We start from the raw sequence: 25,320 nt of genomic DNA, 5'->3' as shown, positions 1-25,320 counted from the left end.
ATGTTGCGATATATTCTTTGGCGTATCGCGGCAATGATCCCCACCTTGCTGATCATTTCAGCGCTGGTGTTCGTTATCATTGAACTACCGCCGGGCAATTTTCTTGAAAGCCAGATCGCCGAAATGCAGGCGCAAGGCGAAACCGTCAATCTTCAGGATATGGAAGAGTTGCGTCACCAATACGGTTTCGACCAACCTCCGGTTTTGCGGTATTTCCATTGGCTCGGGGGCATGCTGCAGGGAGATTTCGGTTACTCGTTCGAATATCAACTCCCCGTCAGTGATGTGGTAGGTGATCGGCTGTGGCTGACAGTGCTGGTGTCGTTCGTTACCATTCTCTTCACGTGGCTGCTTGCCTTTCCCATCGGCATGTACTCGGCGACCCACCAATATAGCTGGAGCGACTACGGTCTGACGCTGTTCGGCCTGTTGGGAATAGCCATTCCTAACTTCATGCTGGCACTGATCCTGATGTATTTTGCCAATATCTGGTTTGGCACATCTATCGGCCATCTCATGGACCAGAAATATCTGAGCGAACCTATGAGCTGGGAGAAAACACGATCAATCCTCTCCCATCTGTGGATTCCGGTCATCATCGTCGGCACGGCGGGCACGGCGGGGATGATCCGACGCTTGCGCGCCAATCTGCTCGATGAATTGCAGAAGCAATATGTCATGACCGCGAGGGCCAAGGGGCTGCACCCCTTCCGGACATTGGTCAAATACCCATTGCGTATGGCACTGAACTTCTTCGTCGCTGATATCGGCTCGATCCTGCCAGCCATTATATCGGGCGCTGAAATCACTGCAATTGTACTTTCGTTGGAGACAACCGGGCCAATGCTGATCAAAGCATTGCAAAGTCAGGATATGTATCTGGCCGGATCGTTCCTGATGTTTCTGGCGTTTCTGACGGTTATTGGCGTTCTCATATCCGATATTGCACTGGCCTTCCTTGATCCGCGTATCCGCTTGCAGGGCAGGAGCACAAAGTGACATCTCAGCTCCCCCTACCCGGCGCACCCTTGCAGCACTACGTCTCGACGGCGCCGTTCGATCCCATGTCGGTCGAGGTTATGACTGATGCTCAGGCCAAGGTTCATCTTGCCTCGCAAACGCGGCTCATGTGGTGGAAGTTCAAACGCCACCGGCTTGCGCTCGCCTCGGGGATTTTTCTGCTCGCGCTCTACAGCATGATCATCATTGCTGAGTTTCTGGCGCCCTATAACCTGCACACACGAAATGTTGATTTCATTCACTCCCCGCCACAGCGGGTCCGGCTGTTTCATGACGGAAAGTTAATTGGACCATACGTGTATGGTCGTGAAATGAAATTGGATATGGAATCGCTGAAACGCGTATACACCGACAACAGAAACGATGTGCAGCCCCTGCGCTTTTTCTGCCGTGGCGATGATTACCGTTTCTGGGGCGTCGTGGCGACGAATGTTCATCTGGTCTGTCCTGCCAAGGGTGGACAGATGTTCCTGTTGGGAACCGACCGGCTGGGACGCGATGTGCTCTCACGTATTATCTATGGTGCGCGTATTTCGCTGACCATTGGCCTTATCGGCATAACCATCAGTTTCGTTCTCGGTATCATTATCGGCGGACTTGCAGGTTATCATGGTGGCTGGTTCGACCTGCTGGTTCAACGCGTCATCGAAGTGTTGCAATCGCTGCCTAGTCTGCCGTTGTGGATGGCACTGGCCGCCATCATGCCCGTGACGTGGAGTCCCATCCTCATCTACTTTGGTATAACCATCATTCTCGGCATGCTGGATTGGACCGGTCTTGCCCGCGCTGTGCGTTCGAAGATTCTAGCGCTGCGCGAAGAGGATTATGTTCTCGCTGCCCAGTTGATGGGAGCAAAAAGCGGACGTAKTATTGGCCGGCACCTGGTTCCTGGCTTCATGTCACATCTGATTGCCACGGCGACCATATCCATTCCGGGCATGATTCTGGGTGAGACAGCACTGAGCTTTCTTGGCCTTGGTCTTCGCCCGCCGATCACCAGTTGGGGAATTCTTTTGACTGAAGCCCGCAGTGTCAGTGTGATCGCATTCTATCCATGGCTTTTATTTCCAATGATTCCAGTCATTCTGGTTATTTTGGCGTTCAATTTTCTGGGAGATGGGTTGCGCGATGCCGCCGACCCCTACAGATAGAGGAAAGTTGACAGACCAATGAATGTGCATTCTCCCAGCCGTCCCGAATGTGCTGTGCAGGTGAAACTGCCCCAGCAATTCGTCTCCAAGAGGTTTTGACCATGATGCGGCGTTTCGAAGATGCTCGGATCTTGATGTATAGCCATGACACGTTTGGCCTCGGCCATCTCAGGCGTTGCAGAACCATCGCCCACTCGCTTGTTGAGGATTATCGCGGGCTCAACATTCTCATCATCTCCGGTGCAACCATCGCCGGGGCGTTTGACTATCGCGCACGGGTTGATTTCGTAAAAGTGCCAAGCGTGATCAAGCTGCGCAACGGCGAATATACCTCGCTCGCCCGCCACATTGATCTGCATGAAACGTTAAAAATGCGCCAGTCGATCATCAGGCATACCGCTGAAACATTTCAACCGGATATTTTCATCGTCGACAAGGAACCGATGGGTCTGAAAGGCGAGGTCGAAGAGACCCTGGCCTATCTCAAGTCACGCGGCACTACGCTTGTGCTTGGCCTGCGCGAGGTCATGGATGCGCCACATCTGCTCGAAGCGGAGTGGAAAAAGGCCAATGTGATGCAGAAGATCGATCAGTATTACGACAATGTGTGGGTCTATGGCCCGCCGGATTTCTATGACCCTCTGGTCGATCTCGATGTGCCTGCCGGTGTGCGCAACAAGATGGAATTTGTCGGCTTTCTTCAGCGCAGCCTGTCCCATGACAAGGCCTCTGTGCATGTACCTGAAGGCGATTACATTCTGGTGACCACGGGCGGTGGCGGCGATGGTGCAGACCTCGTCCACAACGTCATCCATGCCTATCAGCAGGACCCGACGCTGACGCACAGGGCCTTTATTGTGCTTGGACCCTATATGCCTGCCAAACAGCGGGCCAAGCTGGTGAAAAAAGGCAGTAAAATCCCTTATATCGAAGTCATCGAATTCGATAACCGCATGGAAGAACTGATTGCCGGAGCAAAGGCTGTGGTGGCCATGGGCGGCTACAACACCTATTGCGAGATATTGTCGTTCGACAAGCCTGCGCTGATTGTTCCGCGCATCCAACCGCGTGAAGAGCAGCTGATCCGCGCGCAACGTGCTTCAGAGCTTGGGCTTGTCGACATGCTCCTGCCTGAAGAAGCCGAAGACCCCTTGCGGCTTGCCGAAGCACTCAAGCGTCTGCCGGATCGTGCACCACCATCCAAGAGCGGCGAAGACATGCGTCTGGAAGGCCTCGTTCATATTTCGAAGATCGTTGGCGACTGGCTGGATGAGCGCCAGCAGCAGCAACCGCTGGCCGTTGCCGAATAAAGAGATCACTTTGCCCATACGCCGTAAAACACTGGTCGTGCTGAAGGGTTATCCACGCCTGTCGGAAACCTTTATTGCGCAGGAGCTGCTTGGACTGGAGCGTGCAGGGTTCGACCTGACGCTCATCTCCATGCGCAAACCGACCGACAAGAAGCGGCATCCGATCCACGATGAGATCAAGGCGCGGGTGGTCTATCTGCCTGAGTATCTGCACGACGAGCCGCTACGGGTGCTTCGCGCGCTCTTTGCAGGCTGGTCAAAGCCGGGCTTCAAACCGCTCCTGCGCCGGTTCTGGGCTGATTTGCGCCGTGACCTCACCCGCAACAGGTTCCGCCGCCTCGGGCAGGCGCTTGTGCTTGCCCATGAATGGCCCGATGCCGGTGAATGGCTGCATGCGCATTTCATCCACACCCCTGCCTCGGTGACCGCCTATACAAGCATCATGACCGGCGTGCCGTGGACCTGTTCTGCCCATGCCAAGGACATCTGGACCTCGCCGGACTGGGAACTGACGGAGAAACTGGCCGAGGCCCGCTGGAGCGTCACCTGCACGCGTAGCGGCTTTGACCATATGCGCGAGCTGACGGACCGCAAGGATGAAGTGCATCTGAGCTATCATGGCCTTGATCTGGCGCGGTTCGGACATTTCAACGAAGCGCGATCCAACCGGAATGGTTCCGGTATCGCCGATCCCGTGCAGATTCTGAGTGTTGGCCGCGCCGTGGAAAAGAAGGGCTACGATGTCCTGCTGCGCGCGTTCGCCTTGCTGCCTGCTGACCTCAACTGGAGGTTCGTGCATATTGGCGGTGGCGACCAGCTGGCGAAATTGAAGCCTTTGGCGCAAGAACTTGGCATTGCCGATCGCATCATCTGGAAAGGCGCACTTGCGCAGGAAGAAGTGCTGCAACACTATCGCAACGCCGATATATTTGCGCTGGCGTGCCGGATTGCGGCGGATGGTGACCGCGATGGTCTGCCGAACGTTCTCGTCGAAGCCTCAAGTCAAAACCTCGTCTGTATCTCGACCAACATATCAGGTGTTCCAGAACTGCTGACGGACGGACAGAATGGCCTTGTTGTGCCGCCGGAGGACCCGCAATCCCTTGCCAATGCGCTGGAGGAGGCAATTCGCCGGCCGGAACTGCGCCATCGTCTGGGTAAAGCCGCCGAACAAAGAGTGCGGGAACACTTTGATCACAATTCCAGCATCCGGCAATTGACCCACCTCTTCGAAACCGAATGGCAGAAGGCCAGATGAGCGCACCCCGCGTCTTCTTTTATGTTCAACATCTTCTCGGTATCGGTCATCTCGCCCGCGCCAGCCGCATTGCTTCGGCTCTGGCCAAGGACGGGTTTGAAGTGACTGTTGTTACGGGTGGACTGCCCGTCCCGGGCTTTCCCGGTCCTGATATTAAATCAGTCGCTCTCCCCGCCGTGGTGGCAAGCAATGCGGGCTTCTCCGGACTGGCAGACGAGCATGGCAAGCCTGTTGACGAGGATTTTCTGCACCAGCGCCGTGATCTGTTGCTGCAGGCATTCCATACGGCCCGGCCTGATATTGTCATCGTCGAAGCCTTTCCATTCGGTCGCCGCCAAATGCGCTTTGAACTGCTGCCCTTGCTCGATGCCATAGCAACCGCGTCGCCCCGGCCCAAACTGCTCACATCCGTGCGGGATATCCTGCAGGAACGCACCAAACCCGGTCGCGACGAGGAAACCGTAGGGCTGATCAAGACGCATTTCGATCATGTGCTTGTGCATGGCGACCCGGATTTCGTCACCTTGCCGAAAACATTTCCGCTGGCTGCCGAAATTGCCGACAAGATCATTTACACCGGCTTGGTCGCAGCACCTGTTCCTGCGTCACCAACGGACGTTTTCGATATTGTTGTTTCGGCTGGCGGGGGTGCCGTCGGCCTCGATCTCGTGCGCTCGGCGCTTGAAGCAGCCAGAGCCTCAAGCGACCGGGGTCGTTGGTGCCTGATCACCGGGCCAAATCTGCCGGAAGAGGACTTTGTCGGTCTCTCGAACCAGACAGCTGAGAATGTCACTCTCGTGCGGTTTCGCAAGGATTTTCCGTCTCTGCTTCGCGGTGCAGAGCTTTCCATATCGCAAGCGGGATATAATACCGTCTGCGACGTACTCCAAGCGCAATGCCGCTCCATTCTGGTGCCCTTCACCGCAGGAGGGGAAACCGAGCAGACTGTGCGTGCAACACGCCTTGAAGAACTTGGACTGGCTGTAGCCCTGCCGGAAAGCGGTTTGAATGCCGCCGTTCTGGGTGACGCCATAGAGCTTTCACTTTCCCGGCCCAAACCCGGCGGTCACAAGCTTGACCTTAATGGCGCGAAACGGACAGCTGAAATATTGCGGTCTCTGCTTTAAAGACGACTTGCCATTGGAACAGAAACCGCACTCCATCGTTTCAGACGATTGTGGGATTATTCGCCATGGCGCCGCATACTTTTTGGAAGGGCTATCTGAAGTTGTCACTGGTTACATGTCCTGTGATCATGACACCGGCTACCACGGACAATGAGAAAGTGCGCTTCCACACCCTGAACCGGGCAACCGGCAATCGCGTCGTCAGCGAATACATCGATTCAGTCAGCGGAAAACCCGTTGACGATGACGATCAGGTCAAGGGGTACGAACGCGGCGAAGACGAATATATCATGCTCGAAGATGACGAGTTGCAGGCCGTTGCTCTGGAAAGCACGCGTACCATCGACATCAATGTATTCGTTCCACACGATAGCATTGAATGGATCTGGTACGACAAACCCCATTATCTCCTGCCGGATGATCCTGTCGGTGAAGAAGCTTTCTCCGTCATAAGGGATGCCATGGCGGCTACGAAGACTGTCGGGATTGCGCGTCTTGTGCTCTATCGCCGGGAACGCGCTGTCATGCTGGAAGCGCGGGACAAGGGCATTATTGTGTGGACCCTTCGCTATGGCGACGAGGTACGCAACGAAAATGAGTATTTCGGCGACATCAAAACCGCAAAACCCGAAGCAAAATCACTTGATCTCATGACTGACCTGATCAAGGAGCGCACCAAGCCTTGGGATACATCCATGCTGGGTGATCCGGTGCAGGAGCGCCTGCTGGATATTATCAGCGCGCGGAAGAAGGGCCGAAAGAAGCCCCCGAAAGCCGAAGCACAGCCCGAACGTCCAAGCAATGTCGTCAACATTATGGATGCGCTGAAGAAAAGTCTTGCCGCCGAAGGCAAGGGCTCGAAGAAGCGCTGAAGAATCCATCACCCCTTCTTGCTTGCTGACTTCGTCGACGGCAGTGGCTTCGCCGCTTTGCGGAAATCCTGCCAGGGATCGCTTGCCAATGCGTCTATGCGTGTCATCGCATTGCTGACAGTGAAGTAGGCTGGGCCGATGGAAAGATCGAGTTCATCCCAGGCGAGCGGCATGGAAACAGGTGCACCCGAACGGGCGCGGCTCGAATAAGGCGCAACGGCTGTCGAGCCCCTTTGATTACGCAGATAATCGATCAGGATTTTTCCCTGCCGCTTCGACTTCGTCACCGTCGCGACATAGCGGTCGGGATGATCGGCAGCCATGGCATCGGCAATCGCTTTGGTGAATGCTTTGACGGTTGGCCATGTGGCCTTCGGCTGCAGCGGCGCGACCACATGCAGTCCCTTTCCGCCCGATGTTTTGACGAAAGACTCCAAGCCGAACTGTTTCAGCCTGTCCCGGGTTTCCAGTGCCGCATCAATAACGGCCTGCCACCCCACATCAGGGCCCGGATCAAGATCCATGATGATCATATCAGGGCGTTCCCAATCCTTGAGTGTCGAGCCCCATGGATGGATTTCCAGCACAGCCGATTGAACGAGCGCCATGAGCCCATCAAGATCATTGATGCTGATCAGCGGTTCGCCCGCCTTGTCTTGCGGGTCTCTGACAAGATCGATATTCGCGTTCAAGCCTTTCCATGTGTGCTTCTGGAAAAACAGCTGGCCATCAATGCCGGAAGGGCCGCGTAACAATGCCAGTGGCCTGCCTACGATAAATGGTTCGATATAGTGCCATATCTCTGTGTAGTAATCGGCAAGGCCCTCCTTCGTGACACCTGCATCCGGCCAGTAGATTCGATCGGGATGCGTGAGTTGAACCGTCCGTTTCGGTTGTTTGGGTGTGGCAGACATTTTGCGCGTTTCCCTGACGACTTCCGTTGCTACCTTGTCTTCCCGTAATCCGCGAAATGAGGCATGGCGCAGGCTTCCGTCAGCCGTCCATCCGCGAAACTCAACTTCGGCCACAAGCTCTGGCCTGATATACCGAATGTTCCTGCTCTCGACGGCATTCAGCTTTTCAGCAAATGGACTTTCCTGAATGCGCAGCCCACTGAGTTTATGAAACAGCTCTTCCGCCGAACTTGCGGTAAAACCGGTTCCAACGCGTCCCACATGTTGGAGCTTACCCTTTGCATAGACGCCAAGAACCAGCGAGCCGATTGCCTTGCGCGATGTGGATGACGGCATGTAAGCGGCAATGACGAATTCCTGCCGCAACGAGCACTTTGATTTGATCCACGTCTTGCCCCGGCCCGATCGATAGGGCGCATCGCGTTGTTTGGATACGATACCTTCCAGCCCAAGACGGCAGGAATGGGACAGGACAAGATTACCGTCCTCTTCAAAGTGATCGCTATACCTGATCAAGCCTCCGTCTGATCCGATAACCCGCTGCAAAAGCGATTTTCGTTCAATCAACGGTGCGGCTCTCAGATCATAGCCATCAAGATAAAGCAGATCGAACGCATAGAAATGAAAACGGCTGGTGTCATTCGCACTCAGCGCTTCCTGCAAGGCAGAAAAATCCGAGGCGCCGGATGCGGTTTCGACAATGAGTTCACCATCGACAAGCCCATTTCCAATCGGCAGCGCCTGAAATGCTGAAGCCAGTTCCTTGCCGAACTTTGCCGTCCAATCCAGACCGGTTCGGGTAAAAAGCTTGATCTTTCCCGCCTGTATATGCGCCTGCAGCCTGTAACCATCAAATTTGATCTCGTGGATCCACTGTTCGCCCGCAGGCGGCTTGGGTGACAGGGTTGCCAAGGTTGGCTCAATGAAGCGCGGCAGTGGCCCTTTTGTCACCCCTTTCAGCTTCGAAGGCTCCAGATCAATATCGGTCTTTGCAGCTGACGCTTTCGGCGATGCAGTGTTTCGCTTTTTCTTGGTAATCTTGCCCGTTTTTGACGACCAACCCGGCTCTTCCCCGGCAACGTCATCAATCACCCGTCCGGTTTTGACGGATTCCGGGCGCTCCTCCAGAATGTCAGGCGCGCCCGCATCGCGCGCCGCATCATCTTCGGACTTGATGAGCAGCCAATTCTCGCGCTTTTCCCGCGGTTTGCGCTGCATACGCACAAGGTGCCAGAGGCCGTGGAGCTTTTCGCCGTGCAGTTCGAACTCAAGATGACCTTTTTGATATCCCTTCGCCGCATCGCCGACAGGCATCCAGTATCCCCGGTCCCAGATTATAACCGTTCCGCCGCCATATTCGCCTTTAGGAATGGTCCCCTCAAAAGCGTTGTACTCGATCGGGTGGTCTTCCACATGAACGGCCAGACGCTTCTCAGTCGGGACAAGACTTGGACCCCGCGTAACAGCCCAGCTTTTCATCACGCCGTCCATCTCGAGCCGCAAGTCGTAGTGCAGTCGGGTGGCATCATGCTTCTGGATGACAAAACTGTTTCCGGACTTTTTTCCCTTGGACCCCTTCGGTTCACGCGTCTTCGCAAAATCGCGCTTCTGGCGGTATGTTTCCAACACCGCCATGGATCAGCCAGCCTTCTTTTGTGTGGAGGCTGCGGGTTTCTTCACCGGTTTCTTTTTATCCCCGGCGCCGGTTTTCTTGTCCTTGATCCCTGCGCTCTCGCGAAGCGCCTGCATCAGATCCACAACTTTTTCGTCACTTGCACGTTTCGGCGCCTTGATCGTCTTGCCCTCTATTTTTGCTTTGACCAGATCCGCAAGCGCCGCCTCATAGCGATCATCGTATCGCTCAGGATCGAAAGTGCCCTGCTTTGTACCGATGATGTGCTTGGCCAAATCCAGCATTTCACCGCTGATTTTCATGTCGGGGATGCTGTTGAACGCGTCTTTTGCGGGACGCACTTCATAGTCGAAATTGAGCGTGGTCGCGATCAGTCCATTCGCATGCGCCTGAATGAGCACTGTGCGCATGCGCCGGAACAAAACTGTACGCGCCAAGGCCGCAGACTGCGTGGATTTCATCCCTTCGCGCAGAAGATCATACACTTCATTGCGCGACGATTCCGATGGGGACAGGTAGTAGGGCTTATCCATATAAACGTCGTCTATGGCATCGGTTTTGACAAAGGCTTCAATCGACAATGTCTTGTCACTCGTTGGAACGGCCGAAGCCACTTCATCGGGCTCCAGCACAACATAGTCGTCACTGCCTACTTCATAGCCTTTGACTTGATCGTCGGACTCGACAGGTTTTCCGGTTTCACTATCGACATATTGCCTGCGGACACGGTGCCCCGTTGCCCGGTTCAACGTGTGAAAGGCGATACGATCCGAGGTGGAGGCGGCAGTATAAAGGGCAACCGGGCAGCTAAGCTCGGCAATCTTCAGGAACCCCTTCCAATTGGCACGCGGCACAGGAATACTCCTTCACTCATACTGCAGAATGCCTTTGCAGCGATTTTGTTCCCATATGCGTTTCTGATGTATTCGCCTAACCCGGCGCAGAATTCATAGCGGTACAAGCACTGTGAGACAGAACACCAAGCTTTTCCGTCCGCTACCACGATTATTGCTGCATTTCCGGATCATTACCACTTGTTATCCGGCCTGCGATACAGTTGCCAAACTATATTGAAGGCGGGGTCACGCGAATGTCAGTATTACGGCCGTCTAAATGGAAAATTGCGCCGCAAATTACTCTGGTCGTGATTCTTGTCTTCTTGGGCTGCTGGGCTGGATCGTGGATTGGAAGGCTCGTCATTATCCGCAGTGACCGCGGACACATGCTGGCTTTATCAAATCAGCTATTGAAACGGGCAGAGAAGGTTTTCAATGAAGCGGACCTTGTCTTGTCCAGAACCAACGGGTCTGAACACCCCTTTTGTTCAGAGGAGGAGGTCGACTACCTCCGCAATATGCTGTTCGAGACAAAATATCTTAAGGATATTGGACGTGTCAAAGACGGGGCATTCCATTGCTCCGCGGTATACGGGCCAGCAAAAGCGCCCAGTCCGCTCGCCAAGCCAGATCTCGAAACGGATGATGGGATACTCGTCTATGCGAATACGCCACTGGCAATATCAAGCGCAACAGCGCCGATCATCGGCAAGAAAAACGCCAATGTCGTACTGGACCCAACAGCTTTCGATGCCCTTAATGATCCAATCTATTCCTTTGGAATCATGTTCAATCCTTCTGGCAATCAAAACCCGCTTGGAATATTCGGCACGCTGAATCTCGGATTACAACTGGAGAAACTATCGGAAGGCGCCGGACGAGACGGTGATATCGTCTTTCGCAATGTCTGCAACGCCAGGTCCTGCGTTACCTTGCATGCCAAGGTGAGAGATCTTGAAGAATCTGCCTTTCCAATTGAAGCCAGTATTATCGGGCTTGGCGGTGCTCTCGGGGGTGCTGTTGGGGTGATTATGCTGCTGTTGCAGCGAAAGCGCCTATCCATCGGAGCCCGATTGACTGAAGCTTTGGATCGGCAATCGCTGACTGTCGAATACCAGCCCATCATCGACATCCAATCCAACGAGCCACGCAGCGCAGAGGCGCTTGTGCGCTGGATCGACAATGGCGAGGCCATCTCTCCGGACATTTTCATCCCGGTCGCTGAAGAAGAGGGCCTCATCGGGCGCGTGACACTGTATGTCATAGATCGGGTTTTTGCCGATATGGGTCCATTTCTCCAAAAGGATCGGCGTTTCCGTATCAACGTCAACATATCCGCCAGCGATCTTATCGATCCGGAATTTGTCCCGATGCTTGAGAAGCGCCTGAAACGGGCGAATATCCAGACCGAACAATTGGGGCTTGAGATCACAGAGCGATCAACGGCAAATGCGGCTGCGGCAGTGGATGCCATTCACCTGCTTCGCAGTCGCGGTCACAGGATTTACATTGATGATTTTGGTACCGGCTATTCAAGTCTGGCCTATCTGGGTGAGCTGAATGTCGATGGTATCAAGATGGATAAATCCTTCACACAGACAGTCGGTACGGGCTCGGTGACGGTCTCTATTGTGCCTCAGATCATTGAAATGGCGCGCGTCCTTGGACTGAGTATCATTGTCGAGGGGATCGAGACGGCGATGCAGCGGGACTATTTTGCCGGCTTAAAAACTGAAATCGGTGGCCAGGGATGGTTCTACGGAAGACCGGTTAATGCCATGGCCATGCAGAAGTTGATCCAAGCAAGCTCTATCTAGGCGACCAGAACGGCAGCGTACGCTTGTATGCCAGCCATCGGCTGTTCAAGCGTTTTAGTGCAACCGTCTGAAGGTGTCCCTGCCAGCCGATCACTGCGCCCATGGCCCGATTTGCCTGCGGAGAAAGCGTATCGTGTTCAAGCGCTGCCAGAAGTTCATGGGTGGTCTTGATGTCATTGGCCTCCCCCAGAAGCTCCTGCAACTGCGACAATCGCTTCAGATATTTCGTCGTCGATGCCCGGCGGGAATATAGTGGCAGAAAAAACTCGGTGGCATATCGCAGCTTCTTCAAGCCCAGCCGCACTTTGTGACGCTCATCCGGGTGAAGATGGCGGAAGCCCCGGCCACGTTTGCGCACCTGATGTTCGATTCTGTCCAGAACACGCGTTGCAAATAGCCCCAATGGCTCGGTGAGTATTTTCAGCTCTTCGCTGGAAATGTCGTTTCGCCAGCTTTTCTGTTCAATGATGAGCCCGAACGACAGGAGGAAGCGATTGGTCCGGGGTGCTGCCAGAACGTTTCGGGCATTGTGATAAGCCTGATCGTGCGAGAACTTACATGCCGCCCGCAATGCAGACATATCGATATGCGGAATATTGGCTTCTTCAATCCCGGAAAGCGTTGACCCGATGAAAACATCCCAATTGCGGGCTGGACCAAGCGCCTGTCCGAAAAGCTTGGCTTCGGCATCAAGGCCCTCCAGAACAGGAGACTTCAAATGGTGGCAAAGGAAATGCAATGCCACACGCAGCCGGCGCAGCGCCACACGCAATTGGTGAATACCTTCCGGTTCACGACCATCCTGAGCGGCCGATAAATTCGCAATGATCTGTTCATGGCAATTGGACAAAAGCTTGGTGATACCCTCATCAACGGTATCGCTCCGGTCAAGATTGGATGAGGCTGCTTTGACGGCCCGGGGGATGTTACCCTGCGCCAAGGCATAACCACGCGCGGATTTGGTCTGTGTCTCCAGACATAGGGGAACAACATCCATCAGAGCGAGGCCGAACTGATACAATGAAGCTACTTTCCCCTGCTTCAACTCAAGCTCGACTTCGCATAGCGGCAGGCTGTGAGGCCCAAACACAATATCACCCTCGTCAAGCGCCACCTCGATCTGCGTGTCCTGTTGATCAAGCATCAGGATGTGGCGTCTGACCCGGGTGATAAAGACCGGTATGAGCCCGGCTTCAACCATCCCGTCCAGTGGTCCGCCAATTTCAGCAATCGGCAATGCGGCGAGGTCAAGAGCCATGCCCGCGACCGGCACTTCCCATTCGTTGCGACGCAACGAACCTGATGATGATGCTACCCGTTTGACAGTTTGTATATAATGGCGGCCCTCGCGACGGACACGCAGGGACAATCCGGCCTTAAACAGCTGATGATCCGGCGTGTCGTAATAGGTCGCCTCAAGACGCCTGATGACACCCTTGTTGCGGGCAAACTGCCTGATGGCCGATGATTGCCGAATTTCATCCAGCTTCCCGGCGGGTGCGCGCAGCTTCAGTTCAATTTCAACGGGCGTAACCGGTAGCGCGGGAACAGCATCGGTGCCGGTCCCCTCTTCAGTCCCATGAACCAAAGCTACCATCAAAAAGCCCCTGCCTTTAGCCGTTACGCAGATCCATATTAGCGCCTGCGCGTCATCTTGGTAGAGCAGAATACCAGCAAAATGAGTTTACAAAAGAGTGGCTTGCACGGGTAACGCGTTGTGATGGCCTGTCATGTCAGTATTACATTGCGGTTCTAAACCTGAGTAGAAGGTCTCTTTGAACGATTCCAGGGCAGCACGCACCTTCCGAAAATCGAACCCGGGGCCGCCCTTCGCAACAATCTTTCAAAGGATATTTTCATGCGTCCCTCGCGTTCAATCCTGTCGAGACTGCTCGGCACCATTCTTTTAGCATCTGTGGCAGCGATACCGGCGACGGCCTTTGCCGATAATTCCATCACGGTTGGCACTGCAACCCTTGTCAACAAGGGTCTGGTTGGTGTGGGCAGAATTCCAGCCAGCCAGCGCGACAAGTTCGGTGAAACCTTTGGCTCCGGCTCCGGTATGGCAATGGACCCGGCAGCCTGGAGCCGCGATGGAGCCACATACAAGGGCACAATGCTGCTTCTGCCGGATCGCGGTTATAATTCGGTCGGCACCACCGATTACCGCCCGCGCCTCAATACGCTTTCCATCCAGTTCACACCGGTTGCTCCCGGAGCAACCCCATCCGCTGACAGGCAGCAATCCGCTGTAGAGGCCAAGCTCACGGATACGATGTTGCTGGTCGATGACAAGGGCGGCGATACGACGGGGCTTGATCCTGAGACCGATGTTCGCGCCGCAACGGGAGACTTTCCCATCCTGCCACAGGCCAAGAATGGCAAGATCGCGCTGGATAATGAAGCAATCATCCGGCTGGCGGATGGCTCCATGTTTATCAGTGACGAATACGGGCCAAACATCTATCGTTTTTCGGCGGATGGCCGCCTGCTTTCCGCGACCCAGCCTCCCGCAGCCCTTGTACCCATACGCCACGGCAAGCCAAATTTCGCCTCCAACAATCCCGGCCCCGGCGCGCAGGCTCCTGACCCCAAAGATCCCGATACCGGACGCCAGAACAATCAGGGCCTTGAGGGCATGGCTCTGACACCTGATGGCAAGTTTCTGATCGCCGTTCTTCAGTCTGCCACCAGACAGGATGGCGGTGATTCCAGCTCGACACGTCAGAACACGCGTGCCTTTGTCTATGACGCAGCTGATCCAGCTCATCTCAAACTGGTGCATGAATATGTCGTGCCGCTTCCGGTTTTCACCAATGCGAAGGGCAAGAAAGCCGTTGCTGCGCAAAGCGAGATCGTGGCGCTTTCAGACAAGACGTTTCTGATGCTGGCGCGTGATAGCGGCAATGGCTACGGCATGGAAGGCGACACGTCACTCTATCGCAATATCACTCTAGTCGACACATCGGCAGCCACTGACATTGCCGGTAGTGCTTTCGACGCCGACAAGGCTGTAGCGCCGAAGGGTGTTCTTGATCCGTCAGTGACAGCGGCAACCCTGACACCTTTTATCGATATCAATGACAGCACATCTTTGGCACGGTTTGGCCTGCACAACGGCGCACCAAATGATCGGAACAATCTGTCTGAGAAATGGGAAGCCATGGCGCTTGTGAGCGTCCTTGATCCCAAACTTCCGGATGATTATTTCCTGTTCGTCGCCAACGACAATGATTTCCTGACGCAGGACGGATTTCAAGTCGGGGCAAGTTATAAGGGTGACGGCGGCGCGGATGTCGACACGATGTTTCAGGTCTTTCAGGTAACTCTGCCAGGTCTGTCCAAGTAGAACTATCTGACAAACAGCGGGTGTGCGCGCTGCATCCGCTGTTATCAGTCTCTTCCGATGCTATTCGTGTTATATGATCCGCTGATATGACCGCAATGGAACACACCGATGCTCCGACTGATGCTTCTCCGTCATGCCAAATCAGACTGGCCAGATGGTATTGATGACCATGACCGTCCGCTTGCAGAGCGTGGAAGGCAAGCGAGCCCGTTGATGGCGGAATATATGGCGCAGGAAGGACTGCTGCCTGATCTTGCTATTGTTTCCACGGCCCGTCGAACAATGGAAACGTGGGAACTGGTACGTCCTGCCCTAGCGCATGAGATTGACTGGCGCGAGGAGGCCCGCATTTACGAGGCTCCTGCCCGCGTCATTGTGGATATTGTCAGATCAACAGAACCCGCAATCCAGTCCCTGCTGATAATCGGCCATAATCCGGGACTGCACGACGTCGCCCTTCAACTTATCGGCAATGGCAAAGAGGCCGATCTTGCCCGGCTCCGGCTGAAATATCCAACCGCAGGTCTTGTCGTAATCGACTTCAAAGCGAAAAGCTGGTCCGACCTGCCGGAACAATCAGGAAAGCTGGATCGATTTGTGACACCGAAGACCATTGCTGTTGTTTAGGGCAACCATATAAAACCCCAGATTGTATTGAGCTTTTATTCGCCGAATTCGGCACAATAGAGCCGTCACTTCAGCTTTCAGTAGTTGATTATGACAATAATTTTTCGAATATGTGACGGTACCATTCATTTCAAATCGCGATTGGACGTCCGTATGCGCCTTAGAGAGCTTCAGGAAATCAGGTACGAAGAAGAAACAGCCAATCTCAAGTTTTCAGGGCTCAATCCTTTCAACGAGCCAAAGAGCGTCAACATTTCCATCGACAATCCCGAGGCGTTCCTCAATGCCATCAAAACTGCAATAGCAGATCGCGAAGGCAAGCCGGTCAAATTTGGCAAGGGCAAATAGGCGACCGAACATCCTCGTGTGAAAAGAAGTTGGTGCAGGCAAGATAATGCTTGCCTCCTCATCACTTATTCCGTTCATTCTCCATGGATACTATCCAGAGGCAGCGCACGCATAGCATCGTGTCCCCCAAGTGTTGAACCAAAGGAGATCTTATGCACGAATCGATCTGGAACAGTTTTCACAATGGTCCGGTGCTCCTGTGACTGAACCCGCCATAGCCCCTGCCCCACCCGTCACTCTGGTCATCTTCGGCGCAACCGGTGACCTGACGCGGCGGCTGCTCGTTCCCACCATCCTCAACATGACGCAAAGCGGCCTGGTCAATGACAGCCTGCAAATCCTCGGCATCGGCCTTGATCCGGGTGATGATGAAATGTTGCGGGCCAAGCTTGAGGCATTTCTGGCGACATCGAACATCAAAGCAAACTATAGCGATGAGACATGGCAGCAGTTGCGGTCCCGCATTTTCTACCTGCAGGGCGACTTCACACAGGATGCCATCTACACTCAGATAGTCAGTCGGCTCGGAGAACAGACGGGGCGCAATGCAGCTTATTACCTCGCTGTGCCACCGCTTTTCTTCGGCGATATCGTCGACAAACTGGCTGATAATGGCCTTCTGAAAGAAGACGGCTCCTTCCGCCGCCTCGTTATTGAAAAGCCTTTTGGAACCGATCTCGCCTCCGCCAAGGCACTCAATGCCCGGATATTGAATCGGGTTCCCGAAAGTCAGGTCTATCGCGTCGACCATTTTCTCGGGAAAGAGACCGTCCAGAACATCATGACGGCCCGCTTTGCCAACATGATGATCGAATCCATCTGGAGCAATAATTTTATCGACCATGTTCAGATAACAGCAGCGGAACTCGTCGATGTTGGCACGCGCGGCAAGTTCTACGATGCCACAGGCGCACTCAGGGATATGGTTCCAAACCACCTGTTCCAGCTTCTGGCCATGGTTGCCATGGAGCCGCCCAATAGCTTTGACGCCGAAGCCATCCGCGACGAGAAGGGCAAGGTGCTGAAAGCTCTACGGATTTATTCACCCGAAGAAGCGGAACAGAACTCGGCGCGCGGAGCCTATACGGCAGGTGTCTCCAACGGAAACACCATACCCGCTTATACGGATATTGCCGATGTTGCCCGCGACAGTGCCACAGAAACTTTCGTTGCACTGAAGCTCTACATCGATACCTGGCGCTGGGCAGGTGTTCCGTTTTATCTAAGGACAGGAAAGGCTATGACCGCCCGCGACACGGAGATTATTGTTACTTTCCGTCAGGTCCCCTTTGCTCAATTCAAGGGAATGGCTCCTCAGCGCCTTACACCAAACCGCCTCATCATTCAGGTACAGCCGGACGAAGGTCTGCATATCGAGATATCGATCAAATCCCCCGGTCTTTCCGTGGAACCCATGCCGATATCGCTTGATTTCAACTATGCGGACTTCTTTGATATCGGCAAACTGACAGGCTATGAATCCCTGCTCTATGATCTGTTTGACGGTGACCAGACGCTGTTTCAACGCGCTGACAGCATTGAAGCGGGATGGGCGGCGGTGCAGCCATTTCTCGACCTTTGGTCGAAATCGAAAGAAAGACCGGATACATATCCGGCAGGGAGCATGGGACCTCAATCTGCCGAAGCGCTCATTGAGCGGGATGGGCGCAAATGGCATCAGCCGGATGTGGCGCACAGGGTGAAAGCCAAGGTCTCGTAGCGGGACCAAACGATGATATCGAGAGGGACGGATATGACCGAGACATTCGTAATTGCACAGGGCGGTGGTCCGACAGCAGTTATTAACCAGACACTGGCTGGTGCTGTGCTTGAAGTGCGCAAGCGTTATCCGGGTGCCCGTGTGCTTGGCGCGCGCCATGGCGTGCGGGGCATTCGTGATGGCAATTTCGTTGAACTCTCGGCGCTATCGGACCAGCAATTGCACCTCATCGCCGGAACACCCAGCGCCGCCCTGGGCAGTACGCGTGACAAGCCGGACGCCGCTTATTGTGAAACAATCCTGAAAAGCCTGCGACAGGTCGGGGCCACCGCATTCATCAATATCGGGGGCAATGATACAGCCGGTACGCAGCAAATCCTTGTTGAAGCCGCGAACAATGACATTGCCTTCGTCCATGCACCCAAGACGATCGACAATGATCTCGTCGAAAGCGACCACACGCCCGGCTTCATCTCCGCTGCCGAGTTCATTGCCGGTGCCTTTGTCAGCATTGATCTCGATTTTGGCGCCCTGCCCGGCATTTATGTGGGGATTGTCATGGGAAGGCATGCGGGTTTCCTGACCACCGCCGCAGCCGCATGGCAGCGGGATGATAGCAGTGCACCCCACCTCGTCTATGTGCCGGAGCGGGCCTTCTCGGCAAAGCGGTTCATTGAGGACGTGCGTGAAGCCCAAAGCCGTCACGGACGATGCATCGTGGCCATGTCCGAAGGTGTCACCAGTGAAGATGGCCGTGCTGTGGTGGAAAACCTTGTTCCCGCTGACCGGCTCGAACGCGACGCCCATGGCAATATCCGGCTTTCGGGTGGAGAGTTGGGTATGGCCATCGAACAACTCCTGCGGGAAGGCTTGCCGGGCGCACGCGCACGGGTTGACACATTCGGCTATCTGCCGCGTGGCAACATCAGCACCATCAATACGACAGACGCCAGAGAAGCCTTTGAAGCGGGCGCATTTGCGGTTGAGGCGGCAGCGCGCGGTGGTGGATCAGTCGCCTTGCAATACGCCAATGGAGCTACAAGTCCGCAACTGGTTCCTCTCCCCAATGTCGCCGGAAAAACGCAACATTTGCCGGATAATTTTCTCCTTGATGACGCCAACCAGATTTCGGCCGCATGCCATTCTTATTTCGAGCGATTGCTGCCCAAGCGTTTCACACTTGCCGAGCCGCTATAGCAGTCGCGGCTACAACCCATATTGCAGGGTTGTAGCCTTGAATATTGTGGTCTGTTTGAGCTTTGATGACTGTCTCTCCGGGCTCTGCAACAAATCGCTTGCGCTGGAACGGACACTTCTCTATAAGTGAGTATGTACTCACTCAAGGAATTATGCAGTGGCTCGTCCGCTCAGCGAAGACAAACGAAACGCCATTCTTGTAGCAGCGACTGAAAGCATCGCTGTTCTTGGCACAGGTGCATCCACGGCAAAGATCGCCAAGGATGCCGGCGTTGCGGAGGGTTCGCTGTTTACATATTTCCCCAGCAAGGACGAATTGCTGAACCAGCTCTACCTCGATATCAAATCGGATTTGCGCGCTGCAATTACGACTGGCTACCCTGCCAAGGCGAGCTTGAAGGAGCGCTGCGAACATTTGTGGAGCCGCTCGCTTGACTGGGCAGCGGCCAACCCCGCCAAACGCAAGACGATGCGGCAGCTCGGTATTTCAAACCGTATAACCGAGCAAAGCAAGAAGACAGGTTCGGAAGCCTTTCGCGATATCACCGCAATGCTGGAAGAAGGTTTCACGACGGGTGCCCTGAGACAACAGCCCACCGGGTTCATAGGCGGAATTATGGAATCGCTGTCGGAAATGACGCTCGATTTCATCGCCCGCGATCCCAAAAATGCAAGCACATACAAGAAATCCGGTTTCGACGCTTTCTGGGGCGCAATCTCCGCCAGTTAAGCGCGTTCAAATTTAACACTTAAATGAGTGCTTATTCACTCATTATCATTGAAAGGCAATGCAATGTCAAAAGTCTGGTTGATTACAGGAAGTGCCAATGGTCTTGGGCGATCAATCGCCGAGGCTGTCCTTAACTCTGGGGCAAGCCTTGTTGCTACCGCCCGCAACACGGCCACTCTCGCAGACCTCAAAGAGCGTTTTGGCGACAGGATACTGATTGTGCCGCTTGATGTGACGAATGCAGATGCAGCGCATGCTGCCGTCAAACAGGCGGTCGATACATTTGGCCGGTTGGATGTCCTCGTGAACAATGCCGGATACGGGCAGGTCAGCCCTTTCGAACAGACAGATGAAAGGGACTTCTACGCACAGATCGATACCAATTTCTTCGGCGTGGTGAACTTGATACGGGCCGCACTGCCGGTGATGCGCGGCCAGCGTTCCGGCCATATCATCAATATTTCCTCAGTAGGCGGACGCACCGGCACCCCGGGTCTCAGTGCCTATCAATCGGCAAAGTGGGCCGTCGGTGGCCTGACGGAAGTACTCGCGCAGGAAGTTGCCCCCTTTGGCGTCAAGGTCATTGCGGTTGAGCCTGGTGGTATGCGCACCAATTGGGGCTCGACGGCAAGGAACAACATCCCCACCTTATTGCCCGAATACGAGGCAAGTGTTGGTGCACTGACGAAGATCTTGCGGGCCTATGTCGGCAATGAGGTGGGTGATCCCGAGAAGATATCCCAGGTGATTATCGACCTCGCCGAACAGGAAACGCTGCCCGCCCACCTGTTGCTTGGCAACGACGCCCTCTACGTATTCAACGAAGCGGAAGCGCGGCGCACCAAGGCGGCAGCTGAATGGGAACACGTATCGCGCTCAACCGATTTCGACGACAGTAATCTGGACGCTCTGAAAGCCTTGAGATCTTAACCCGAAATCTTTGGCACTGTCCGTAAAGTCGATGGTTTTACGGACAGCTGACCATGTGGAGATGAAATGACAAATACAGGCACTTGGGCTGACTTCGCTTACTTCTTCCGGACATGGCTTTCTGATCCATTGCGGGTTGCAGCTGTTGCCCCGTCGGGCAAAGCGCTGGCCCGGATCATGACCCAGGAAATCCGGCCGAACAACGGTCCGGTGCTGGAGCTTGGCCCCGGCACGGGCGCATTCACCAGAGCCCTTCTGGAGAAGGGTATCCAAGAGAGCGATCTGACGCTCATCGAATTCGGCTCGGAATTCCGGGAAATCCTCGGAAAGCGGTTCCCTCAAGCCAGAGTGCTGTTGATGGATGCAGCAGAACTCGCACAGAACGGGATTTTTGAGGGCACGCCTGTATCAGCCGTTGTAAGCGGACTACCCCTGCTCTCGATGCCTGCGCAGAAAGTGACCGATATTCTCGCCGGTGCGTTTCATTATCTGCGCGAGGATGGAGCCTTTTATCAGTTCACCTACGGTCCGCGATGCCCTGTCCCGCAGCGTGTCCTCGATCGCCTTGATCTCAGAGCAACCCATATAGGCCGTGCCGTCTGCAATCTGCCGCCAGCAGCGGTTTACAGGATCACCCGCCGTTGACCAATTGCAGAACCATCTGCTGAATATTGCCGCCTTCACCCATTTCGACGCGATCAAAGTCCCGGCCTTTCTGACGCTGTGCGAGAGATAGCTCAGAAAGGCGTTTGGTCATTTCAACCCTGATTTTGCGGCAATCGGGATCGTCGGGAACAGACAGACCGATGGTAGCCGCTTCAATGGCCTTGACCATGTCTTTGATGGTAACACCATGCACGGCTTCATGGGTCTGAACACCGGCAATAAAGGTTTCCCAATTTGCCTGAACTGGCGCGGGAAGCCGCTCGGCAGGTTTTGGCAAGGTGTAAGTGATGATGAGTTTTGGCTTGGCGGAAACGAGCGTACAGGCATTGCCCTGCCTTTCGTATTTCCGCTGCCACGTCAGTTTGAAATTGGTATGGGCAATAACGCGGGTCGAGCCGCCAATCAACGGGCTCCGCTGGCCGATCGAAGCATAGAGTTCCGCACCGGATTTACCTGTGATGGCATAGGTCTCCACCTTCTCGACAGCCTGCCACTCAGCTTGAGCAGACAGCGGCGCAAGGACGACGCAAGCCGCAAAAAATCCAATTCGAATCGCTGTTTTCACCCCGAAATTCCCCTCGCGTTCTCCTGTTGATCCGGAGAACGCGTTATTTATCTCACGAAGGCAGGCGGCGCATAATGTAAAGCGCCGCACTTTTCTGCCTTGAGGATCAGATTAGGATGCAGTTGCCTTATCCCTTACAGGCAACGTCCAGTTCGGCCTGACAAAATGACAGGTGTAGCCATTGGGATAACGCTCCAGATAATCCTGATGTTCTGCTTCCGCTTCCCAGAAATCGCCAACCGGGGCAAGCTCGGTCACAACCTTGCCGGGCCACAGGCCGGACGCATCAACATCGGCAATCGTATCTTCGGCAACCTGCTTTTGCTCGTCGCTGGTGTAGAAAATGGCCGAGCGATAGCTCAATCCCAGATCGTTACCCTGACGATTGAGCGTTGAGGGATCATGAATCTGGAAGAAGAATTCCAGAATCTTCCGATAGCTGATGCGGTCAGGATCAAAAATGATCTCGATGGCTTCCGCATGGGTGCCATGATTGCGATAGGTGGCATTTGGTACATCACCACCGGAATACCCGACGCGAGTGGATATTACTCCCTCATAGCGCCGGATCAAATCCTGCATGCCCCAGAAGCAACCGCCAGCCAGAACTGCCCGTTCTTGTGCCATTCAGATATCCTCCACCTGATTCAGATAAGCGCCATAGCCCTCGGTTTCCATGTCATCACGATGAACGAACCGGAGCGAAGCCGAATTGATGCAATAGCGCAGACCGCCGCGATCCTGCGGACCATCGGGGAATACATGTCCCAGATGGCTGTCGCCGTGATTTGAGCGCACTTCAATGCGAACCATCCCATAGCTGTCGTCGCGCAACTCATTCACATAAGCAGGTTCGATCGGCTTGGTGAAACTTGGCCAGCCACATCCCGATTCAAACTTATCTGAAGACGCAAACAGCGGTTCGCCCGACACGATATCGACGTAGATGCCGGGCTCTTTATTGTCCAGATACTCACCCGTTCCCGGGCGTTCGGTGCCATTTTGCTGTGTGACGCGAAACTGTTCGGGAGACAGTTTGGAGATGGTGTCAGAATTCTTTTCGTATTTGTTCATTTTCTCTCTTCCATCAGGCGGTGCATCGATTTACCGGGTTTTGAGCGCCAAGACTTATCAATCAACAATGTCTCTTGCTGAAAGGGAAGCTTACTCCGGGTCTCATCCGGTCGACAAATAAAGGTGTTCCCTATATCTGTGTGTTGCGCCGCCTTTTATCAAGGCTGTTATCAAGATGTATTGCGTGTTGAGCTGGAGCAATCGAAGCATCAACCGCGCGCGCTACCCCGTTCATGGGTGAACCACCGGATACCGCCGACAACCGCCAGCGCAATCAGCGGCCATGGTGCCCAGAGCGTTCCTTCCCAGGAAAGAACATTGATGCTGGCAAGCACAAGGCCAATCAGGGTCAGCATTGCAATAAAGCGGTCAATCCGCGTGGTTGTTCGTATCCAGATAAGGGCCGCAAAAACAGCAATGCCAAGAATAGGCCATGCTGCCCAGAAATCGCCTTCCCAGGAGAGCACATTTATAGCGGCAATTCCTGCAGCTATTGCGCCCAGTATGCCGAACCTCTTCCTGTGCGACGGGTCCTTCATTGAGCTGATCTCGGTGTGGGCACTGCCAACACGATGATAGCCCTGCGGCTGTACCTGCTCTGGGGATGTCAGCCGTACAGGCATGACGGCGTCTTCGCCAATCCGGACGGAATAGCTCGAAATACCACCCTCGATATTCTTGAGTGAAAGCTGCCCAAGATACTCGAAGCCGACAGTCATCTTGTTGCGAACCTGCTCGTACACCGTGCTGGATATTACAATGCCGCCAGCGGACGCCGACGCCTGCAGCCGGGCGGCGACATTAACGCCATCGCCATAAATATCGTCTCCTTCCACAATGACATCACCAAGGTTGATGCCGATGCGAAAAAGCATACGCGACTCATTCGGACGCTTGGCATTGTGCCCTGCAAGGTCGTTCTGAACATCGACAGCCGCGCGCACCGCTTCGACGACACTGGAGAATTCAGCAATGAGCCCATCGCCCCAAGTATTGATGACCCGCCCGTCATGGGCTTCAATCAATAGCTTCATAGAGTCACGATATTGCTTGAGCGTGTCGAGCGTGGCCTCTTCATTTGCCTGCATCAAACGCGTGTAGTCCTGAACATCCGCCGAAAAGATCGTGGTCAGCTTGCGACGTGTTTCAGACATGGCGTTGTCTCCCTATCTCAACCGGTGCAACTTCGTATGACGAACGCAATCCCGGCACTTTAACGCCACACGCGGGAATCTGAAATAGCCCCATGTAAAATCGATCAGGTCCGGTGATCCAAGGGGGGACCCAATAAATTTGGCGGGAGCCCGCTACTGCAGACTCCCGCCATTAAAACCATACCGTCTTACCAATCGCAGAGGCGAAGCAGCCGCAAAGAGCTTTGCCTGTGTCCGCTGGATTTAACCCTGCGGAAGCACCAGACGGGTCTCTACGCGGCGATTTTCCGGAGAGAAAGGATCGCTCACGCTTGGATGACGCTTGCCAAAGCCTTCTGCCTTCAGACGCTCGGGAGAAACACCGAGCTGGCTGAGATACGCAGAAACAGACTCCGCCCGGCGCATCGACAATGTGTCATTGTATTTGTCCGTACCGGTTGCATCCGTGTGACCCTCAACCTGGAACGTCGCCACCTGAAGGCGCTGGTCGTTGAGTGCCTTGGCAAACTCGCCAAGAGTCTGCTTTGCTTCTTCCGTCAAACGATCGGAATTCAGCTCGAATGTAACCTTCATGTTCAACGGCGAAGCAGTGGGGTTCACAATCTTCTTCGCACATTCCTGATCCGTCCCGACGCAAATTGCGCGTGACTTACCAAGATCCGCCGTGTTGACGAAATGTTTGACAATATCTTCCGACTTATAAGCCGGACCAGCCATTGCGGGCGAAGCAACGCCAATCAAAATGGCCGCAGAAAGAGAAAAAAGCTGGCGCATGATGTAACCTCTTCGAGAACGGTAAGTTAAGTTTAGATTAAATTAACCAATGGCCAATTTCAAGCTCAGACCATTACGTAAAAAACATCACACACATGCTTGTATTCAATGCCGGGCTGACCGGCAGAGTGAAGGAAGAAGCGAAGCGGACATAGGTCCGCCCCGCTTTCTCGTGTCTGTCTTTACGCAGCTCGTGTTGTGGCGAGATCGTAAGAAGCAATCATTGGCGACTGCGGGCTCTGGTTTGC

General features: G+C 54.5%; 23 protein-coding genes. 15 read left to right on the top strand and 8 right to left on the bottom strand.

Translation table 11 applies throughout. The features are described 5' to 3' along the window. The 6 genes from AB4Y96_RS21195 (at position 1) to ku (AB4Y96_RS21170) (ending at position 6,738) form a co-directional block, all read left to right on the top strand. Positions 1 to 999: an ABC transporter permease gene (locus AB4Y96_RS21195; RefSeq protein WP_441919684.1), complete on the top strand. Its 999-nt coding sequence runs from the start codon at positions 1 to 3 to the stop codon at positions 997 to 999. Further along, complete coding sequence (locus tag AB4Y96_RS21190; RefSeq protein WP_441919682.1) at positions 996 to 2,171, top strand: ABC transporter permease; 1,176 nt, start codon at positions 996 to 998, stop codon at positions 2,169 to 2,171. Before AB4Y96_RS21195 ends, AB4Y96_RS21190 begins: the two co-directional genes overlap by 4 nt. A 101-nt stretch (positions 2,172 to 2,272) precedes the next feature. Further along, positions 2,273 to 3,481 (top strand): glycosyltransferase family protein, encoded by a 1,209-nt coding sequence (locus AB4Y96_RS21185; RefSeq protein ID WP_441919681.1) that lies wholly within the window; start codon positions 2,273 to 2,275, stop codon positions 3,479 to 3,481. A 10-nt stretch (positions 3,482 to 3,491) separates the two neighbouring features. Continuing rightward, positions 3,492 to 4,739, top strand: coding sequence for a glycosyltransferase family 4 protein (locus AB4Y96_RS21180; RefSeq protein WP_441919679.1), 1,248 nt, complete (start codon positions 3,492 to 3,494; stop codon positions 4,737 to 4,739). Continuing rightward, complete coding sequence (locus tag AB4Y96_RS21175; RefSeq protein WP_441919677.1) at positions 4,721 to 5,866, top strand: glycosyltransferase family protein; 1,146 nt, start codon at positions 4,721 to 4,723, stop codon at positions 5,864 to 5,866. The genes AB4Y96_RS21180 and AB4Y96_RS21175 overlap by 19 nt, the downstream gene beginning before the upstream one ends. A gap of 65 nt (positions 5,867 to 5,931) precedes the next feature. Beyond that, positions 5,932 to 6,738 (top strand): non-homologous end joining protein Ku, encoded by an 807-nt coding sequence (ku, locus tag AB4Y96_RS21170; RefSeq protein WP_441919675.1) that lies wholly within the window; start codon positions 5,932 to 5,934, stop codon positions 6,736 to 6,738. Between the two features lie 8 nt (positions 6,739 to 6,746). Here ku (AB4Y96_RS21170) and ligD read toward each other — a convergent pair whose 3' ends face one another. Together ligD and ku (AB4Y96_RS21160) are read right to left on the bottom strand one after the other, a co-directional pair. Beyond that, positions 6,747 to 9,287, bottom strand: a complete 2,541-nt coding sequence (gene ligD, locus AB4Y96_RS21165; protein WP_441919673.1) for a DNA ligase D — start codon at positions 9,285 to 9,287, stop codon at positions 6,747 to 6,749. Between the two features lie 3 nt (positions 9,288 to 9,290). After that, positions 9,291 to 10,145, bottom strand: coding sequence for a non-homologous end joining protein Ku (gene ku / locus AB4Y96_RS21160; RefSeq protein WP_441919735.1), 855 nt, complete (start codon positions 10,143 to 10,145; stop codon positions 9,291 to 9,293). Between the two features lie 230 nt (positions 10,146 to 10,375). Here ku (AB4Y96_RS21160) and AB4Y96_RS21155 point away from each other — a divergent pair, with 230 nt between their 5' ends. Further along, complete coding sequence (locus AB4Y96_RS21155; RefSeq protein WP_441919671.1) at positions 10,376 to 11,938, top strand: EAL domain-containing protein; 1,563 nt, start codon at positions 10,376 to 10,378, stop codon at positions 11,936 to 11,938. On the opposite strand, the gene AB4Y96_RS21150 is transcribed toward AB4Y96_RS21155, so the two are convergent. Continuing rightward, positions 11,931 to 13,535, bottom strand: coding sequence for a CYTH and CHAD domain-containing protein (locus tag AB4Y96_RS21150; RefSeq protein ID WP_441919669.1), 1,605 nt, complete (start codon positions 13,533 to 13,535; stop codon positions 11,931 to 11,933). The genes AB4Y96_RS21155 and AB4Y96_RS21150 overlap by 8 nt on opposite strands. 261 nt (positions 13,536 to 13,796) lie before the next feature. Between AB4Y96_RS21150 and AB4Y96_RS21145 the strand changes: the two genes are divergently transcribed. From AB4Y96_RS21145 to AB4Y96_RS21110, 8 genes are all read left to right on the top strand, one after another. After that, a complete protein-coding gene (locus AB4Y96_RS21145; RefSeq protein WP_441919668.1) occupies positions 13,797 to 15,287 on the top strand; it encodes an esterase-like activity of phytase family protein in 1,491 nt (496 codons plus the stop codon). 108 nt (positions 15,288 to 15,395) lie between these two features. Next, positions 15,396 to 15,914 carry a SixA phosphatase family protein gene (locus tag AB4Y96_RS21140; RefSeq protein ID WP_441919666.1) on the top strand — a complete coding sequence of 173 codons (519 nt, stop codon included), beginning with the start codon at positions 15,396 to 15,398 and terminating at the stop codon, positions 15,912 to 15,914. Between the two features lie 153 nt (positions 15,915 to 16,067). Further along, positions 16,068 to 16,262: a hypothetical protein gene (locus tag AB4Y96_RS21135; RefSeq protein ID WP_091885214.1), complete on the top strand. Its 195-nt coding sequence runs from the start codon at positions 16,068 to 16,070 to the stop codon at positions 16,260 to 16,262. Between the two features lie 199 nt (positions 16,263 to 16,461). After that, positions 16,462 to 17,982, top strand: coding sequence for a glucose-6-phosphate dehydrogenase (zwf, locus tag AB4Y96_RS21130; protein ID WP_441919665.1), 1,521 nt, complete (start codon positions 16,462 to 16,464; stop codon positions 17,980 to 17,982). A gap of 33 nt (positions 17,983 to 18,015) precedes the next feature. Further along, the gene (locus AB4Y96_RS21125; RefSeq protein ID WP_441919663.1) at positions 18,016 to 19,179 is read left to right on the top strand and encodes a diphosphate--fructose-6-phosphate 1-phosphotransferase; all 1,164 of its coding nucleotides are present in this window, start codon (positions 18,016 to 18,018) and stop codon (positions 19,177 to 19,179) included. Positions 19,180 to 19,336: 157 nt separating this feature from the next. After that, the gene (locus AB4Y96_RS21120; protein ID WP_441919662.1) at positions 19,337 to 19,909 is read left to right on the top strand and encodes a TetR/AcrR family transcriptional regulator; all 573 of its coding nucleotides are present in this window, start codon (positions 19,337 to 19,339) and stop codon (positions 19,907 to 19,909) included. A gap of 63 nt (positions 19,910 to 19,972) precedes the next feature. Next, the gene (locus AB4Y96_RS21115) at positions 19,973 to 20,839 is read left to right on the top strand and encodes an oxidoreductase (protein ID WP_441919660.1); all 867 of its coding nucleotides are present in this window, start codon (positions 19,973 to 19,975) and stop codon (positions 20,837 to 20,839) included. A 66-nt stretch (positions 20,840 to 20,905) separates the two neighbouring features. After that, positions 20,906 to 21,484: a class I SAM-dependent methyltransferase gene (locus AB4Y96_RS21110; protein ID WP_441919658.1), complete on the top strand. Its 579-nt coding sequence runs from the start codon at positions 20,906 to 20,908 to the stop codon at positions 21,482 to 21,484. Here the strand turns inward: AB4Y96_RS21110 and AB4Y96_RS21105 are convergent. From AB4Y96_RS21105 to AB4Y96_RS21085, 5 genes are all read right to left on the bottom strand, one after another. After that, positions 21,471 to 22,070 carry a DUF922 domain-containing Zn-dependent protease gene (locus AB4Y96_RS21105; RefSeq protein ID WP_441919657.1) on the bottom strand — a complete coding sequence of 200 codons (600 nt, stop codon included), beginning with the start codon at positions 22,068 to 22,070 and terminating at the stop codon, positions 21,471 to 21,473. The genes AB4Y96_RS21110 and AB4Y96_RS21105 overlap by 14 nt on opposite strands. 111 nt (positions 22,071 to 22,181) lie before the next feature. Next, positions 22,182 to 22,697, bottom strand: coding sequence for a peptide-methionine (S)-S-oxide reductase MsrA (gene msrA, locus AB4Y96_RS21100; protein ID WP_441919655.1), 516 nt, complete (start codon positions 22,695 to 22,697; stop codon positions 22,182 to 22,184). Then, positions 22,698 to 23,144, bottom strand: coding sequence for a peptide-methionine (R)-S-oxide reductase MsrB (gene msrB / locus AB4Y96_RS21095; RefSeq protein WP_441919654.1), 447 nt, complete (start codon positions 23,142 to 23,144; stop codon positions 22,698 to 22,700). A gap of 209 nt (positions 23,145 to 23,353) precedes the next feature. Continuing rightward, the gene (locus AB4Y96_RS21090) at positions 23,354 to 24,298 is read right to left on the bottom strand and encodes an adenylate/guanylate cyclase domain-containing protein (protein WP_441919652.1); all 945 of its coding nucleotides are present in this window, start codon (positions 24,296 to 24,298) and stop codon (positions 23,354 to 23,356) included. Positions 24,299 to 24,541: 243 nt separating this feature from the next. Beyond that, a complete protein-coding gene (locus AB4Y96_RS21085) occupies positions 24,542 to 25,072 on the bottom strand; it encodes an OmpA family protein (RefSeq protein WP_091885238.1) in 531 nt (176 codons plus the stop codon). Positions 25,073 to 25,320 lie beyond the last annotated feature (248 nt).

The sequence above is a fragment of the Phyllobacterium sp. TAF24 genome (assembly GCF_052113785.1).
Classification (GTDB): Bacteria; Pseudomonadota; Alphaproteobacteria; order Rhizobiales; family Rhizobiaceae; genus Phyllobacterium.
The sequence above is the reverse complement of the archived record's forward strand: the minus strand, read 5'-3'. Positions and strand labels throughout refer to the sequence as shown.

Excerpts from the sequence above, each read along its gene's own strand:
- AB4Y96_RS21155 (WP_441919671.1), top strand. The coding sequence starts at position 10,376 with ATGTCAGTATTACGGCCGTCTAAATGGAAAATTGCGCCGCAAATTACT.
- AB4Y96_RS21175 (WP_441919677.1), top strand. The coding sequence starts at position 4,721 with ATGGCAGAAGGCCAGATGAGCGCACCCCGCGTCTTCTTTTATGTTCAA.
- msrA (WP_441919655.1), bottom strand. The coding sequence starts at position 22,697 with ATGGCACAAGAACGGGCAGTTCTGGCTGGCGGTTGCTTCTGGGGCATG.
- AB4Y96_RS21125 (WP_441919663.1), top strand. The coding sequence starts at position 18,016 with ATGACCGAGACATTCGTAATTGCACAGGGCGGTGGTCCGACAGCAGTT.
- AB4Y96_RS21185 (WP_441919681.1), top strand. The coding sequence starts at position 2,273 with ATGATGCGGCGTTTCGAAGATGCTCGGATCTTGATGTATAGCCATGAC.
- AB4Y96_RS21150 (WP_441919669.1), bottom strand. The coding sequence starts at position 13,535 with ATGGTAGCTTTGGTTCATGGGACTGAAGAGGGGACCGGCACCGATGCT.
- ku (WP_441919675.1), top strand. The coding sequence starts at position 5,932 with ATGGCGCCGCATACTTTTTGGAAGGGCTATCTGAAGTTGTCACTGGTT.
- AB4Y96_RS21115 (WP_441919660.1), top strand. The coding sequence starts at position 19,973 with ATGTCAAAAGTCTGGTTGATTACAGGAAGTGCCAATGGTCTTGGGCGA.
- AB4Y96_RS21140 (WP_441919666.1), top strand. The coding sequence starts at position 15,396 with ATGCTCCGACTGATGCTTCTCCGTCATGCCAAATCAGACTGGCCAGAT.
- AB4Y96_RS21135 (WP_091885214.1), top strand. The coding sequence starts at position 16,068 with ATGCGCCTTAGAGAGCTTCAGGAAATCAGGTACGAAGAAGAAACAGCC.
- ligD (WP_441919673.1), bottom strand. The coding sequence starts at position 9,287 with ATGGCGGTGTTGGAAACATACCGCCAGAAGCGCGATTTTGCGAAGACG.
- msrB (WP_441919654.1), bottom strand. The coding sequence starts at position 23,144 with ATGAACAAATACGAAAAGAATTCTGACACCATCTCCAAACTGTCTCCC.
- AB4Y96_RS21110 (WP_441919658.1), top strand. The coding sequence starts at position 20,906 with ATGACAAATACAGGCACTTGGGCTGACTTCGCTTACTTCTTCCGGACA.
- AB4Y96_RS21090 (WP_441919652.1), bottom strand. The coding sequence starts at position 24,298 with ATGTCTGAAACACGTCGCAAGCTGACCACGATCTTTTCGGCGGATGTT.
- AB4Y96_RS21085 (WP_091885238.1), bottom strand. The coding sequence starts at position 25,072 with ATGCGCCAGCTTTTTTCTCTTTCTGCGGCCATTTTGATTGGCGTTGCT.
- AB4Y96_RS21195 (WP_441919684.1), top strand. The coding sequence starts at position 1 with ATGTTGCGATATATTCTTTGGCGTATCGCGGCAATGATCCCCACCTTG.
- AB4Y96_RS21145 (WP_441919668.1), top strand. The coding sequence starts at position 13,797 with ATGCGTCCCTCGCGTTCAATCCTGTCGAGACTGCTCGGCACCATTCTT.